This window comes from Thermomicrobiales bacterium (assembly GCA_041390825.1).
GTDB lineage: Bacteria > Chloroflexota > Chloroflexia > Thermomicrobiales > UBA6265 > JAMLHN01.
This window is the reverse complement of record JAWKPF010000007.1, coordinates 102,495-117,703: the sequence shown is the minus strand read 5'-3', so window position 1 is coordinate 117,703 and position 15,209 is coordinate 102,495. Positions and strand designations below refer to the sequence as shown.

Below are 15,209 nucleotides of genomic sequence, written 5' to 3'. Positions count from 1 at the left end.
TGGTCTTTTGGTAGTCGATTCAGGGATCCGCAATGCCGTTCTCGACCAGTCGCCCGTGCACGGCTAGACGCATGTTTGTCGTTCTGCTTGTTGCGCTCATCGCGATGGGCGCGCTGCCGCTTTCGCCGGTTTCCGCCCAGACGGATCCTCCCAAGAGCCCGCCGATCGAGCCGGTCGATCCGTGCAAACCGGTTTCCTCGAGCACCAGCGGCGGGGATCGCTACATCGTGTCCGCCGAAGCGGTCAATTTGCGCAGCGGTCCGAGCATCGACTGCGGAATCGTTGCCGAGCTCGAACGCGAAACCGAATTGACGCTGGTCGGCGAGTTCGTCGTGGATGACGAATTCACCTGGGCTCCTGTCGAGACGGCATCCGGTGCGGGATATGTGGTGCTCCAGAACATTCAGCTGGTACCCGACAGCGCGACCTGCGATCGGAGCGTGAAGATCGAAGGCGCGAAGGAGAATGGCTTTACGTCGGGATCGGTCAACCTGCGAACCGGACCGGGGCTCGGCTGCGCGGTGATTACGACGCTCAATGCCGGAACGCCGGTAGAGGTGCATGGGAACGCCATCCAGCGAGATGGCGAAGCCTGGCTCTCCGTGTCGACCCCGCTCGGAAACGGGTACCTCGTGCAAGACGGGTATGCGCCCCCGGGTAGCTGGGACCAACCTGAGGCCGTGGCAGTGTTGATGTATCACGACATCGGTGACAACAACAACCGCTATGTCGTGGCGCCCTGGCAACTGGAGCAGCAGTTGATTTGGCTGCGCGACAATGGCTACACGTCGATCACCCCGCGCGAGTTGGCTGCTCATCTCGATACCGGCGCTCCCCTGCCACCGCGGCCGGTGATTCTGTCCGTCGATGACGGGTGGGCATCGGCGCGTATCTTCCGGGATCTGCTGACCGCTTACGGCTTCAGAGGCACCTACATGCTGCCAAGCTACGCGGAACTCACTCCGGAGGAGATCTATGATCTCAATCAGTCTGGGGAGGTCTGCGGTCACTCCGTGAGCCACCCATTCCTCGATCAGATGAGCTGGGAAGCACAGTGGTACGAGATCGCAGAGAACAAGGCGTGGCTCGATTCGATCACCGGAACCTCGACCACGTGCTTTGCCTATCCCTTTGGCGCATTCAATGAGGCTACTACTCAGATCGTGATCGATGCCGGGTACTCGCTGGCCTTCCACGCCTGGGACGGGGTCCAGTACTTCGACTATCTGGACCGATGGCATATCACGCGCATCGAAGTCTCGGGCGAATGGGATCTTGGTCTGTTTGCTTCGGTCGTTTCGTTCTAGCCGCCGAAGCGAATCCGGGTAGACAGCGGACAATAGTTTCCAGTGCGCTGACAGAAGCCTTGCGGGTGCAGGTGACGACGCCTATACTGGTGACACCTCGCCATTTCCCTGCGTACGTACGCATGTTGCTGGTGTTGCTTGGCTGAGCAGCGCGAACTGGTCGAGGTCATCGGATGTCTTCTCCCCACTCGTATTCCCTGCGGTTTCGGAGCCTGATTCTCGCATCGATCCTGTTGTCACTGAGCGGAACGTGGAGCGAAGTCCGCGCGGAAAACCCGTCCAGTGGATCGATCGGTCCGACGTCGACCAAGGCCTCGATCTGCGCGCCGAATCTCGCGCCATCCTCGGACGGAGAGCGATATGTCGTTTCGGTTCCTGAACTAAACCTGCGTTCGGGTCCCAGTACCGATTGCGACATCCTCGCCGAGCTGGACCGCAACACGGCTGTCTATTCGATCGGTGAGGAAATCGAAGACGATGAGTATGTCTGGGTCCCGGTTTCCACCGACGCTGGCGTTGGGTTCGTCATTCGCGAAAGCATTCAGTCGGTCCTGGACGGTTCCACTTGTGGCGAATCGGCGGCGGTGGGAGATCGGGTTGAATCCGGATTCGCAGCGGATGTCGTCAATTTGCGGAGTGGTCCGGGACTGGGTTGCTCGGTCATCACCGAACTGAATGCAGGAACACCAGTAACCATCGTCGGTCTGGCCGTCGAGGTCGATGGTGAAACCTGGCTGCCGGTATCGACCCCGTCAGGAGATGGCTATATCTACCAGGATGGCTATGCTCCGCCGGGCTCCTGGGTGCAGCCGGCGGCGGTGGCCGTGTTGATGTACCACGATATTGGCGACTACATCGACCGCTATCGGGTCGCTCCCTGGCAACTCGAAGAGCAACTCATCTGGCTACGCGACAATGGATACAGCTCGATCACGCCTCGTGATCTCATCGCGAACATCGACTACGGCACCCCCTTGCCAGCACGTCCGGTCATTCTTTCGGTCGATGATGGTTGGGGTTCCGTGCGGGTGTTTCGCGACCTGCTCGCGGCGTACGGATTCGAGGGAACCTACTTCCTCCCGAGCTACGCGCAGCTGGCCCCGGAAGAGATTTGGGAACTGAACCAGTACGGAGAGGTCTGTGGGCATTCGGTGAGCCACCAGTTCCTGGATCAGCTCAGCTGGGATGCGCAGTGGTACGAGGTCGCTGCGAACAAGGAGTGGCTGGACAGCATCCTGGGGACATCCACGACCTGCTTTGCCTATCCGTTTGGCTCCTATGGCGCCGCCACCACGGATATCGTGGCGAGCGCCGGCTATCAGATCGCCTTCGACGCAACGTACGGGGTTCAGTATTTCGATGGATCGCTCAACCGCTGGCATGTCGAGCGCATCGAGATCTCTGGCTTCCTCGATCTTCCGACCTTTGCCAGCATGGTCTCGTATTGATCTGCACCGGTCTACCTTGCTGGTGGCGGCATCAGCGAACGCGTGTACAGGTCCCGTTGCGTGTCGATCCCGATGGCTTCGTTGATTGCGTCCCAATCGTCCGCGGCCGCAGAGAGCACATCGCGCGATGTGCTGTCATCACCACCGAGGTAGGGGGTAGTCCGGTCATCGAGCGCCTGCAGGTAGCGCCGCGTTTCCGCGATACGAAGAGCGGGAAGCTGCACTGGTGACGCGTACGTATCGTGAATCGCTTGCAGCCATTCGGTCGTGATCCGAGTAGGCCAACCTCGATCGCCGAGAGCGGCAGCAAGGGCGTCGACGTCGTCGGCGCTGGCCGGAGCAGGAGTGACTCCGCTGGAGCTATCCGAGACGAGCTCGAACTGTGCTTCATGTTGTGCGAGGGTGCGGAGGAAATCGGTGACCTCTTCGGCGTCGGACGCATCCGCACCGGTCATCGTCACTCCGCCCCATGACGCGCCGGTGACATTGCCGGCCCGCGCGATCGTCCCGTCTGAACTCGCCACGCCCGGAAGCATGGCAACGCCCAGTACATCGACATTCGCGGCGCGATCGATCGCATAGGGAAGCAGATCGGCCGAGCCGATGACATAGGTAAGATCGCCTGCAAGGAAGGCGTTCCAGAGATCGCCGGTCGAACCGGAGCGGAGTTCGGGCGGCATCGTTTGGCTGAGGCGACGGTACTGCTCGAGGGCTCGCTGGTGCGCGGCGGAACCGATCGCTGGCGTCATCGTCTCGGGATCGAACCAGAACTCGTCAGGCTGTTCCTCAGCCAGCACAAAGGCCGCTGAGAAGGAAGCAAGGTGATCGACGACCTGTTGGGCATGCGATGTCGGTGTCCCGACTCCGCCGAGACCCATCTTGGTCAGGGCCTCACCTTGTTCGATCAAGGCGTCCCATGTCTGTGCCGGCTCGAAGCCGTGCGCATCGAGGAGATCGCGGCGGAAGAAGAGCAAATCGCAATCATGATCGAGATCGGTGGCGATCCATTCCCCGCCAAAGCTGCGCAACTGGGCGATCGGCGCCGGTATGGGTGTGGGTGGCGGCATCGCAGGGCGAATGAACGAATCACGCACCAGATCGGGAATGAGCCAATTTGGGACGATCGCCCCTGCAAATCGATCTGATCCTGAGCGCGCGTCCTCCAGCAGTGAGGCCGCTGCCGGTTCGGCGGGCACTACCGAGAGAAGAAGATCTGAGCCCTGGTTGCCCATTGCCCACTGATCGCGCAGTTCCTGGAGCCTCGAGACGAAGGCAAGATCTGGTGTCTGGATGCGAACAGGGATGGGGGGCGATGGCGCGCCCTTGGCAGCATGGTCGAGGCGAGCAAGTCCGGCAACAGATGCAACGGCGCCGGTTAGCAACCGGCGCCGATCGATTGACACTGAACTGCGCGCGAACGACAACCGGTTACCCCTTCACGGCTCCCAACGAGAGTCCGCGAACGATATACCGCTGAATGAGCAGCGACGCAAGCACCGGGATGGCCATCATGGCGATCATGCGTGTTCCGACGAACTGGAAATCCACCCCGCGTGTCTGTTCGGCTCCAACAAGCATGACCGACATGGGGCGGGCCTTGTCTTGCGTTGTGGAGAACGCGAAGAGGAACTCGTTCCAACTGAACGCCATCGCCAGAATCCAGGCCACCACGATGCCTGGCGCCACCAATGGCACCGCCATCCGCCAAAAGATCTCGAATCGGCTGGCGCCGTCGACCTGCGCGGCTTCTTCCAGCTCGCGCGGAATCTCACGGAACATCTGGGTCAGGATGATGACCGGAAAAATAAGATTGAACGTGGCGTTCAAAATGATCAGTCCCCAAACGGTGTCGAGCAGATTGAGCTCGCGCATGATGAGGAAGAAGGGGGTCACGAAGATGATGGGGGGCAGAATGCGCTGGGAGAGAAACCAGGTCGTCAGGCTGCCGTTCTTGGGTCGCACAAAGTCGAACCGGGCGATGCCATAGGCTGCCAGCGTTCCGAGAACCAGGGAGACCGTGGCTGCGCCGAACGAGATGAGCACGCTGTTCATGAGCGCGCGCCGGACTTCGCGCTGGCTCCACATTTCGCGCCATGGATCGAGCGTGGGCTCGAAGGTCAACCAGGGTAGCCAGTGATTGCCATAGTTGTCCGATGGATGCTTGATGGAGTTGATGAACGCCCAGTAGAAGGGGAAGAGCGACCAAAAGAGGACAATGGCAAGCAGCACCCAGACGAAGAGATGTCCGAAGCGCTCCGAAAAGCTGCGGTGCTTGTGGCCGGTGGTGCTGGCGGGTATCGTCGCGGACGCCATTAGCGCTCCTCCTCATACACACCGCGAATGCGGCCCCAGAGCACGGTGATCAAGATGGAAACGATGAGCAAAAGCAGGAATGACTGCGCCGCTGCATCGCCGTAGTTGAAGTTCTTTCGCGCGGTACGGTAGGTGAGATAGCTGTAGTACTCGGTTGCCCTGCCTGGCCCTCCCACGGTCATGGATGCGGCAATGTCGAACACCTTGAACGCATCGATGGTGCGCAAGAAGAGGATTAGCCAGAGAATCGGGGCCATGAGCGGCAGCGTGATCGTGCGGAACGACTGCCAGCTACGGGCTCCGTCGACCTGGGCCGCTTCCTGGATATCGATCGGGAGGCCTTGTAGTCCGGCAAGCGCGATCACGAACACAAATGGGGTCCAGAGCCACACATCCGCGATGATGGTCGAGATCTTCGACCAGAACGGATTCGAGAGCCAGGGAACGCCTGCGAAACCCAACGATCGAATCAACGCGTTGACCGGGCCACCTTCTTCGTAAAAGATCGTGCGTCCGAGATAGCCAATGCCCACAGGGGCGGCGAAAATGGGTAACAGGATGACGGCGCGATAGATGCCCCTGCCGCGGAGCTCGCGGTTCATCAGGAGCGCCAACCCGAAGCCGAGAATCATTTCGATCGTGACCGCGATCACTACGAAGAATGTGGTGATCTCGAACGCATTGTCGACTGGATCCCGCAGGAGTCCAGGCAGCGCCACGAAAATGAACACAGGGATGCAGAAAATCGCGAACAAGGAAATCGCCTTGTGCGCGTTGTCCCTGGTGAATGAGTGGTCGTCGAACCAGCCAGCAATCATGACAATCGCGAAGACGATTGCCGCCGCGATTGCCGCTGCAATGAGACCGTTCCAGATCGGCGTCCAGATCCATTCGCGCTCGAAGAGACGGCGATAGTTCTCCCATCCCACGAACCGGCTCACCAGCCCGTTTCGGAACTGATAGCGGCTGATCGTGATGGCGTAGGCCAGTGGGAACGCCGTCAGGAGCAGCAGCCACGCAACCGCCGGGAGAACGAAGAGCCACTTGGCGTAGTCGTTGCCCAGAAGCCGTTGTTCGCGATTGATGAAGAGCGTGATCCATGGAATGACCGCCGCAATGGCAAAGCAGATCAGTGCGCCAATCAGGCCTGGGCCGAGCTTGGATGCATCCTCGTCGACCAACGTGAGGTTTCGGTGAGTGAAGAGCGGAAACGCCATTGCCAGCAGAGCGCCGAAGGTGACACCCAGGCAGTGCACGATGCGCTCGGAATGCGGCAAGAGGAGCGCCGCCAGGATGGCGACGATGGCGCCAAACCACGAAAGCGTGAGCACCCAACCGTCACCCTTGAAGGTGAACTTGTTGCTCACCTCTTTGAGTGTGAGCGTGGATCCGTCCACCAGCTCGACCGCTGCAAGCGTGTATGCCAGCGCTCCGCCAATGACAATGGCGGCCACGGTCAAGAGGCGCGGAATCCAATATCGCGCGCCGCTGCCGTACAGAGATTTGTCTGCTGAGCGCAGCGGCGCCTCCCGGATCTCGGAATCAGCACCGAGCGGAATACTCTGGTTCACCATTGTTCACGGCCTTTGGCGATCTCGCGTGAGTCGATAGGGAACTGGGAGGGCGGCACTGCCGCCCTCCCTTGGGTTCGATCGAATTTCGACCGTGGATCTAGAGACCCAACGACGCCTTGTAGACCTCGAGCTGCAGATCGACGCCGAGACGATCGTTGATATCGCGGAAGTCGGTGGCGAGATTCGCCATGGCTTCCTCTGCGCTGCCAACCTGGCCAGTCACGAACTCGGAGAGCCGGATATCCAGGGCATTCCAGTACTCGGCCGTGCCAGGGATTCGCAGGTACGGCAGTTGGTTCGGGTTCTGGAAGGTGTCGTAGTACGCGCGGGTGTACTGGATCGCATCGGCTTCGGAGAAGCCTTGCGCGACGTAGTCGGCCAGCACACCGGTGCCGCCCTCGACCGCTTCCGGTGGCATCTGGGACATGCGGCCCGGGTCGACGCCATCGGATCCGCGAGTGGCGTAGAACTGCTGCTTCGGCTCGGTGGCCAGGAGCGCGAGCAGGTAGTACACCGCTTCAGGCGACTCCGAACCGCTCATGATCACGCCGGACCAGCTGCCGCCGGTCGTATTGCCCACCAGGTTCGGGGCCTCGGTCTCGTACGACTCGCCCGTGAGCGGGTTGGTGTACTTGAGCGTGCCAGGGAGCTGGGCGGTACCCACGTTGCCGTTCACCGGCGCGTTTTGCTCGACCGCGAGGGGAAGGACGTCGCCCCAGCTGAACGTGAAGACGGCGTTCCCTTGCAGGAAGTGATCCCACGCTTCACCGAGCGCCCATCCAGCCTGTGCTTCGGGCCCAAGATCGAAGAGCTTCTTGATCATGTTGGCCGCTTCGACGTGGCCGGCGCTCTCGACGAGCGGATCCATGGTCTCTGGATCGAACCAGTAGAGCACCGGGTTTTCGGGGCCGATGACATAGGGGGCCGACAGCGACATGTAGTGGAACATGCCCTGGCCGCCCACCTTCAGGTGCATGGAGATACCGTCGATGCCGGTGTCCTTGAAGTACGTCGCGATCTCATAGAGCTCGTCCCAAGTTGCCGGAACCGTCAGGTCCTTGCCTGTGAGCTCCTTGTAGGCCGCCATGTGATCCGGGTCCTCGAGCAGATCGCGCCGGTAATACAGCGTCTGGCCGTCCGCGTCGTAGGGAACCACGTACTTCTTGCCGTCGTACATGCGCAGCGCGCGCATGCCGGAGAACTCATCGTCGAAGTTGAACTGCGGGAACCCCGCAGCGGTGTCGTCGTAGTAGTCGTCATAGGAACGGACGAAGTTGCCGGCAACCAGGTCGCCGAGCCACCACATGCCGATGATCGAGCCGTCGATCGAGTTCGTTCCGGTGGCGGCATCTTCGAGCAGCTTCGCGAACGCCGTTTCGATCGGGTCAGCGACGATGTTGAGCTTGGCCCCGGTGGCGGATTCGTACTCCTCGCGGACTTCGTCCAGCGGCACCTTCACCGACGCATCGATCACCTGGATGGTGATCTCCTGACCGGCGAACATCGTTCCGTCGCCCTCGGCGACGACTGGCGGTGCGGTTGGAGCGTCTTGCGCACCAATGCTGGCCGCTCGCAAGAACATTCCGGCCGCAGACGCCGAAATGCCGAGCGCCGCTGCGCGACCCAGGAATTCGCGGCGGGAAAGCTGGCCGCGCACAAGCGCGCGGTACAACTCATGAACAGTCGTCTGGGACACTGAGATACCTCCTCGTACTCGGTGCTCCCGGCATCACGCCGGGGTGGCCTCGCCGGATCCGCGCGGATCCTTGCCGTGCAAGGCACGGAGCAGAACTCCCAAAGGTTGTCGGGGCGACGCTTCCATGCGTCACCAATCAAGCGAGTCGATCAACCTCCTCGCAATTGCGGATCAGATTCGTCTTTGGGAGATCGGTTTGCGCGGATGGCGAGTGTGATGCGACGGAGATGCCTTGCCTGAACAACTCGGATATCTCCATCGAAACCGACCGTTCCTCGATGTATACAAGCGAGTCATCGCATCTCTGGGCCGCACATGCACGCGAAGGAATGGCGATGTCGCTTGTTCGTTGGCATCATAGGCAGTGCCCGGCGATGCCGTCAACCTCGACCTGCACAAATGTGATTTGGGCGCGCCTCAGGAATTGGGCATCTGGCCCGATCTGCGGATTGATCTGGGTTGCTGCAGCACTGCAGGATCGAACCCGACGAGCGACGACTGGGAGCCGGATGATTGGGCGTAGCGCTCGACCTGCGTCGCGCCGCCCCGTCGCAATATGACCTCTGCCGCCTCGACGCGAGCCTGGGCGAAGACAAGAACGATCGGTCGGTCGAGCGCCGCCAGGCGAGTGACGGCCTCCTGGTCCAACCCGGCACGTCTGAGACGATCATGCGTGCGCCCGCGCTCGGGCCGGATGACCTGGGCGTTGTGGCCGAACCCTTCACGGTGGATCAGGGAGAGCACGTCTGAAAGCCGGTCTTCGGCGATCGCCGCTGCCGCGGAGTCGATGTTCGTTGGGTTCACGGTGAAAAGACTCCATGTCGGTCATCGTGTGACATGGAGTCATCATACGGCAGGGGCGCTACGACCGAACAGGTGAGGAGGGTCAGGCGATAGGGAGAATCGCCTTTGCGACCGTGAAATAGATGATGAGTCCGGTCGTGTCCACCAGACAACTGATGAATGGCGCTGACACCACAGCAGGGTCGACCCGGAGCCTGTTCAGCACGATTGGAAGAATCGAGCCGACCGTTGCCGCCCAAAGCCCAATCGAAAAGACCGTGATCGCCACCACCATGCCCACCTGTGCGTCGGCGCCATTCGTCATGAGCGCTCGAACGAACATGAGGACGGCCATGGTCAAGCCGAGCATCAATCCGGTGGAGGCTTCCTTGAGCAGCACGCGAATCGTGTGTTGCGGTCCGATTTCACCAATTGCCAACGCGCGAACGATGGTGGTGACGGTCTGCGAACCAATGTTTCCGCCGGTGCCAATGAGGATCGGGATGAAGAAACTCAGGACGGTCATGTCCGCGAGGAGTGAGTCGTACCGGCTGATGATGGAAACCGTCAGGAACTGCGCCATGAACAACACGAAGAGCCAGACGATTCGCTTGCGGTAGAGGAGGCGAGCGGGCGCGCGCAGATACGGCTCAGACAGCGGAGCCGAACCGCCGATCCGCTCGATGTCCTCGGTGACTTCCCGTTCGAGCACCTCGGTGATGTCGTCGACTGTGATGATGCCGAGAATCCGGTTTTCCGCGTCGACGACGGGAAGCGCGAGCAAGTCGTGTTCCGTGAGGATGCGGGCGGCAGCTTCCTGATCTTCACTCGCCTGGACGGTAATGGGGCGGGTGAACATCAGATCGCGCACGAGCGCATCCTGATTGGTGAGCACGAGGCGATGCAACGAGAGGACCCCGAGCAAATGGTCCTCGGAGTCGGTCACGTAAACATAGTTCACGGTCTCTGCGTTCTCGGCGACCTTGCGAAGCGCGGCGATCGCCTGGTCGGCGCGCAAAGTTGGCGCGATCGAAACGAACGCGGGGGTCATCAGTCCACCGGCAGTGTCCGGGGGATAGGCCAGCAGTTCCCGGAGCTCGGCGGCTTCCTCCGGCTCCATCTGCACGAGGATGACGTCGCTGTGTTCTGGTTCGAGCTCGCCAAAGATATCGGTGGCGTCGTCTGGATCGAGCTCTTCCAGCACATCAGCGGCATCGGGCGCCGGAATCTGCTCCAGTACGTCGGCCGCATGCTCGTCATCGAGCCGGACGATCAGCTCGGCGAACTCTTCGTCGCCTACGAGGTCAAAGAGCGCGCTCGTTTCGGAAGCGTCGAGCGCTTCAAAAATCGCCTCGGCGTCCTGATCGTCGACCCGATCGGCAAGCAGAACAGCACTGTCCCGGTCTCCGGAGGCCAACGCCTCGCGGAGCCGTGCGACAGTGTGTTCAGGGGAAAGCTCGGTCTCGTCCGGCGCCTGCCGGGGATCCAATGGGTGCGTCCTGAGCTAGGCTAGAACAATGCGAGATGCGCTTTTCGCAAAGCAGGGCGAATCCATCGGCTCTTGCCCTGGGGGAGTTCTTTCTTCTGCGGCTCGGTCTGTGGCGCCTCAGGCTGCGCAGCAGCCTGAACTGGCTCGCGCTGCACCACAAGCGCGACCGCGCGCACCACGGGCTGATTCTCGCCGTCGGCGATGTGATATCGCATGGACTTCTGCATGAAGTACCGTCCTTTCTGGTTCCAGAAACGAATATCGTCCTGGACCGCCCCCGGACTCTCCGGGGCGAACGGCACAAAATTTCAGATCAGGAAGATCGAAATCAGTGGGCTCGCATGCTCCGGGAGGCCGGGCTAGCAGGTCCAGGCTTTGTAGAACTGCCGGCGTCCAACGCCGCTCCCTTCACTGAGCCGAATGCAGACTGGGGGCGCGAAATGCGCGTCTGCATGACACGACCGCCAGCATGGCGGCCGAACTGAAGTCTAGTCGGTGCTTGTTGATTCCGTCAATTAATTGGGGCAGTAGATGAGAGCGAGAATCTGACCGCGCTCCCAAGTTCAGTCGAGCTCGGAAGCGTCCGTGGTCGGGTCTGGCCGGCGAATCGCCATCTCCACGACATGAAGTGGATCGCCATTGGGCGGGATGAACTCCGTGTGGGCGCCCGTGCGCTGAAAACCAACCTTCTTGTAGGCGGAAATTGCTCTCGGGTTGTGTCGAAAGACCTCCAGCTGCACCTCTTCGAGGCCCAGGGTCTCGAAAGCCTCGGCGATCACGAGCCGTGTGGCTTCGCTGCCGTAACCTCGATCCCACGCCCACTTCTCACCGATCACGATCCGGAAGAGCGCCGCGTTCGGATACTCCGATCCTGCGTCGGTAAGGGCGCTCGACCCGATGAGCGTCTCGCCGTCGATCGTATGGATCGCGAAGCAGTATCCCCGCAGAGAGAGCGGCATGATGATGGTGTCAAAGTACCCGCGTGACTGACGGTCGGATAGAGGAGCCAGATCATGCCGGAGGAGATAGGCGATCTCGGGGTCGGCGTACCAGCGTTGGAACGCAGCCCGGTTTGCGGTCACATGGCGGCGGAGCTGGACCTGTTCCCCCTCCCGCACCAGCGCGCCAAGGGTCGGTTGCGTGACGAGTGGGCCCTGTTCTTCGGCTTGTCCACGCCGGAAGAGCGAGCGCAGCCCGGTCCGCTTATTCTCTGGTGAATTGGCGGGTGATGTCATGACGAACCGCTAGAAATCCTGCGTTCCGACCAGTTATCCCCCGATCGCTGGAGCGGACGCCGAGCGCCAGCTAGTGTAGCGTGCGGTCAGGAACAGTGTCGGGTTCTCTCGTTGCCGGGAGCGATGACTCGATCTGCGTCACCTGGGAGCGGGGAAACAGTGGCACGCGGCGATAAGATGCCGGGTGCAAGGGGGTGCCGACGCCCATCCGGCCAGCGAAGATGGGCCTGAACCGATCATGTGGAACCACCGGCCCACCAACCCGTTCGATGGAAACACTGTCCAGACGAGAACCGCGGTCGGAATTGGCCGACCGCGGTCTGAAAGGCGATGAAGGGAGATCCGGGGCTAGTAGTCGGAATATCTCGGCTGCTGCTGGCCCCGCATCGTCTGGAAACAGTCCCGGCAGTAAACCGGTTTGTCCGTGCGCGGCAGGAATGGAACTTCCGTCTGCCGCCCGCAATTGGAACAAACGGCCGGATAGAGCTGTCGCGGGCCAGATGAGTAGCCGCTTCCTCCGTCGCCGCCGTTGCCACCATATCCGCTGTTGTCATATCCGCCGCCCGAGGCGTTGCGATCCGCTTTCCGTTTTGCGCGGCACGACTGGCACCGCATAGGCGGCGAGAACCCACGCTCTGCGTAGAACGCTTGCTCTCCCGCTGTGAACACAAACTGCTGTCCGCAATCGCGGCAGGTGAGTGTTTGATCACTCATTCCGCCAGAACTCTCCTACCGTGGCGATCCACGACTGATGGAAAAAGAACGCATGCGACGTTTCCGGCGAATCGAATCGGAAAAGGCTCGCCGAAAGGGCGTCTCCCACTCCTGGCACATTCGTTTGGATGCGTCGTCATTCTCTTATCGTATTGATCAGGAAAAGTCAACAAGTACGGAGCATTTCACGAATCATTGGACCGGAATTACCCCTTTTGGGCTATCTGGCGGGGGATCCTGGGGCATTGGAGCGAATCGAACCGGGGAGACATGCTTCGAGGAAGCGTTCGCTATTCCACTGATGAAGGTGAATCGGCAGATGAGCGACAAGCCTGTGTTAGGATGCTGGTCGTTTCTCTGTGCCGATCGCGCTGTCACCGGACGGGACGGTCAGGATTCGGCAGCGAACTGAGCGCGAGGTGCGTGACCAGGCATGAATGTTCACGAGTACCAGGCAGCAGACGTGCTGGCGTCCTATGGGATTCCAGTCAATGCCGGAGCAGTGGCAGCATCCCCCGGTGAGGCGAGAGCAATCGCGGAACGACTGGGGTCGGCTGTTGCTGTCAAAGCCCAGGTCCACACCGGTGGCCGTGGCAAAGCCGGCGGCATCAAGCTGGCAAAGTCGCCAGCCGAAGCCGAGGATGCCGCTGGGAAGATTCTTGGCATGGACATCAATGGACACACCGTCCTCAAGGTGCTCGTCGTGCCCGCGGTCGATATCCAGCGGGAGATCTATCTGGGTGTCATTCTCGACCGGGCGCGGCGTCAGATCTCATTGATGGCGAGCGCTGAGGGCGGCGTCGATATCGAGACTGTCGCGAGGGAGACGCCCGAAAAGATCGTCCGGGTGTTGGCCGATCCGTATCTCGGATTGCAGGCCTGGCAAGCACGCGAGGTTGGATTCGCGCTCGGTCTGGACGCCAAGCAGGTCGGTCAGTTTGCCGATATCGCGCTCAAGCTCTTCGAGGCATTCGTCGAGACCGATGCCACGCTTGCGGAGATCAATCCGCTCATCGTGACCGGCGCGGGTCAGGTTATGGCCCTCGACTCCAAGATGAGCTTCGACGACAACGCCCTTTTCCGCCACGCGGACATCGCAGAACTTCGCGACCTTGCGGAAGAAGAGCCAACCGAGATCGACGCCAAGGCGTCCGGCATCTCGTTCGTGAAACTCACCGGCAATATTGGCTGCATCGTCAATGGCGCCGGTTTGGCGATGGCGACCATGGACGCAGTCAAGCTGAGCGGTGGCGAACCCGCCAACTTCCTCGATGTTGGTGGCGGAGCGTCCGCCGATCAGGTGGCGAAGGCGTTTACGCTCGTCACCGCGGATCCGGCGGTGGAAGCCATTCTCATCAACATCTTCGGCGGTATCACCCGTGGCGATGTCGTGGCTCAAGGGATCCGAGAGGCGCTCGACCGAGTGACGGTCGAGGTGCCGATCGTGGTGCGCCTTTCCGGAACGAACGCGACCGAAGGACAAGCCATCCTGGCCGCAGCCGGAATAGCCGCGGTGGATTCGATGGATGAGGCCGCCCGGAAGGTGGTCGAGTCGGTCAGCCAGGCGGCCTGACGAGTCGTTCTCCAGACGAACAGGAGTAAGCGTTGAGCATTCTCGTCAATTCCGACTCTCGAATCCTGGTGCAGGGTATGACGGGCAAGGAAGGCTCGTTTCACACCACGCAGATGATCGAATATGGCTCGCCTATCGTCGGTGGCGTTACGCCAGGCGGGAAAGGCAAGAGCGTTGCCGGCGCGCCAGTGTTCGATACGGTCGCCGACGCGGTCGCCGAAGTGCAGCCGAATGTCTCGATCATCTTCGTTCCCGCCAAGTTCGCGCCGGATGCGATCTACGAGGCGGCAGACAATGGAATCCCGTTCATCATCTGCATCACCGAAGGCATTCCCATTCTCGACATGGTGCCGGTCTATCGGCATGTCAGGGATCGGGGTTTGCGTTTGCTCGGGCCGAACTGTCCTGGTGTGATCACACCAGGCGAAGCCAAGGTCGGCATCATGCCCGGATTCATTCACAAGAAGGGCCCCATCGGACTTGTATCGCGATCCGGCACCTTGACCTATGAGGTCGTGGACGCCCTGACGAAAGCCGGATTGGGCCAGTCGACCGCGGTCGGAATCGGTGGCGACCCGATCATTGGCACCTCGTTCATCGACACCCTGGCGCTCTTCGAGGCAGATCCGGAAACCGAAGCAATCGTGATGATCGGCGAGATCGGCGGCACCGACGAGGAGGAAGCCGCTGCCTACATTGCCGAGCACGTAACCAAGCCAGTCGTGGGATTCATTGCTGGGCGCACAGCGCCTCCAGGCAAGCGCATGGGGCACGCGGGCGCGATCATCTCGGGTGGGAGCGGCACTGCCGACGGCAAGATTGCTGCATTGAATGCAGCGGGCGTGAACGTCGCGGTGCGGCCATCAGAGGTTCCGGAACTGATTCGCGCAGCGCGTTAGCTTCAATCGATCCAACTGCAAACGCCCGGCGCGAAAAACCGCGCCGGGCGTTTTGATTTCACGGAAAATTCAGAAAACCATCAGTCTCACTTCAGTGCCGAACTTCAAACTCAACTCATTGAATGTGTGAGGTGCCGTTCTGTTGAGCGCGCGAAGGGTCGCGCCGCGAGAAGTTGCC

Annotated in this window: 13 protein-coding genes; 4 read left to right on the top strand and 9 right to left on the bottom strand. The window is 61.0% G+C overall.

What is annotated here, in order from left to right:
• The first annotated feature begins 71 nt into the window (after positions 1-71).
• Positions 72-1,307, top strand: a complete 1,236-nt coding sequence (locus tag R2855_03985) for a polysaccharide deacetylase family protein (protein MEZ4530170.1) — start codon at positions 72-74, stop codon at positions 1,305-1,307.
• A 173-nt stretch (positions 1,308-1,480) separates the two neighbouring features.
• Positions 1,481-2,755, top strand: coding sequence for an SH3 domain-containing protein (locus R2855_03980; protein MEZ4530169.1), 1,275 nt, complete (start codon positions 1,481-1,483; stop codon positions 2,753-2,755).
• 11 nt (positions 2,756-2,766) lie between these two features.
• On the opposite strand, the gene R2855_03975 is transcribed toward R2855_03980, so the two are convergent.
• The 9 genes from R2855_03975 to R2855_03935 all read right to left on the bottom strand — a co-directional run bounded on the left by R2855_03975 (position 2,767) and on the right by R2855_03935 (position 12,559).
• Positions 2,767-4,158, bottom strand: a complete 1,392-nt coding sequence (locus tag R2855_03975) for an ABC transporter substrate-binding protein (GenBank protein MEZ4530168.1) — start codon at positions 4,156-4,158, stop codon at positions 2,767-2,769.
• 25 nt (positions 4,159-4,183) lie between these two features.
• Positions 4,184-5,068: a carbohydrate ABC transporter permease gene (locus tag R2855_03970; protein ID MEZ4530167.1), complete on the bottom strand. Its 885-nt coding sequence runs from the start codon at positions 5,066-5,068 to the stop codon at positions 4,184-4,186.
• The gene (locus R2855_03965) at positions 5,068-6,642 is read right to left on the bottom strand and encodes a sugar ABC transporter permease (GenBank protein MEZ4530166.1); all 1,575 of its coding nucleotides are present in this window, start codon (positions 6,640-6,642) and stop codon (positions 5,068-5,070) included. The genes R2855_03970 and R2855_03965 overlap by 1 nt, the downstream gene beginning before the upstream one ends.
• A gap of 97 nt (positions 6,643-6,739) precedes the next feature.
• Positions 6,740-8,338 carry an extracellular solute-binding protein gene (locus R2855_03960; protein ID MEZ4530165.1) on the bottom strand — a complete coding sequence of 533 codons (1,599 nt, stop codon included), beginning with the start codon at positions 8,336-8,338 and terminating at the stop codon, positions 6,740-6,742.
• Positions 8,339-8,755: 417 nt separating this feature from the next.
• Complete coding sequence (locus R2855_03955) at positions 8,756-9,142, bottom strand: hypothetical protein (GenBank protein MEZ4530164.1); 387 nt, start codon at positions 9,140-9,142, stop codon at positions 8,756-8,758.
• Between the two features lie 82 nt (positions 9,143-9,224).
• Complete coding sequence (gene mgtE, locus R2855_03950) at positions 9,225-10,610, bottom strand: magnesium transporter (protein MEZ4530163.1); 1,386 nt, start codon at positions 10,608-10,610, stop codon at positions 9,225-9,227.
• 20 nt (positions 10,611-10,630) lie between these two features.
• Positions 10,631-10,837, bottom strand: coding sequence for a hypothetical protein (locus tag R2855_03945; protein MEZ4530162.1), 207 nt, complete (start codon positions 10,835-10,837; stop codon positions 10,631-10,633).
• A gap of 336 nt (positions 10,838-11,173) precedes the next feature.
• Positions 11,174-11,845 (bottom strand): GNAT family protein, encoded by a 672-nt coding sequence (locus tag R2855_03940; GenBank protein ID MEZ4530161.1) that lies wholly within the window; start codon positions 11,843-11,845, stop codon positions 11,174-11,176.
• A 348-nt stretch (positions 11,846-12,193) separates the two neighbouring features.
• Positions 12,194-12,559 (bottom strand): zinc-ribbon domain containing protein, encoded by a 366-nt coding sequence (locus R2855_03935; protein ID MEZ4530160.1) that lies wholly within the window; start codon positions 12,557-12,559, stop codon positions 12,194-12,196.
• A 433-nt stretch (positions 12,560-12,992) separates the two neighbouring features.
• On the opposite strand from R2855_03935, the gene sucC reads away from it, so the two are divergent.
• Both sucC and sucD read left to right on the top strand, forming a co-directional pair.
• Complete coding sequence (gene sucC, locus R2855_03930; GenBank protein ID MEZ4530159.1) at positions 12,993-14,132, top strand: ADP-forming succinate--CoA ligase subunit beta; 1,140 nt, start codon at positions 12,993-12,995, stop codon at positions 14,130-14,132.
• A 32-nt stretch (positions 14,133-14,164) separates the two neighbouring features.
• On the top strand, positions 14,165-15,031 hold the full coding sequence (sucD, locus tag R2855_03925; protein MEZ4530158.1) for a succinate--CoA ligase subunit alpha: 867 nt from the start codon (positions 14,165-14,167) through the stop codon (positions 15,029-15,031).
• Positions 15,032-15,209: the final 178 nt, after the last annotated feature.

Coding starts and splice junctions, on each gene's coding strand:
- sucC (MEZ4530159.1), top strand. CDS start 12,993: ATGAATGTTCACGAGTACCAGGCAGCAGACGTGCTGGCGTCCTATGGG.
- R2855_03970 (MEZ4530167.1), bottom strand. CDS start 5,068: ATGGCGTCCGCGACGATACCCGCCAGCACCACCGGCCACAAGCACCGC.
- R2855_03980 (MEZ4530169.1), top strand. CDS start 1,481: ATGTCTTCTCCCCACTCGTATTCCCTGCGGTTTCGGAGCCTGATTCTC.
- R2855_03945 (MEZ4530162.1), bottom strand. CDS start 10,837: ATGCAGAAGTCCATGCGATATCACATCGCCGACGGCGAGAATCAGCCC.
- R2855_03940 (MEZ4530161.1), bottom strand. CDS start 11,845: ATGACATCACCCGCCAATTCACCAGAGAATAAGCGGACCGGGCTGCGC.
- R2855_03985 (MEZ4530170.1), top strand. CDS start 72: ATGTTTGTCGTTCTGCTTGTTGCGCTCATCGCGATGGGCGCGCTGCCG.
- R2855_03965 (MEZ4530166.1), bottom strand. CDS start 6,642: ATGGTGAACCAGAGTATTCCGCTCGGTGCTGATTCCGAGATCCGGGAG.
- R2855_03935 (MEZ4530160.1), bottom strand. CDS start 12,559: ATGAGTGATCAAACACTCACCTGCCGCGATTGCGGACAGCAGTTTGTG.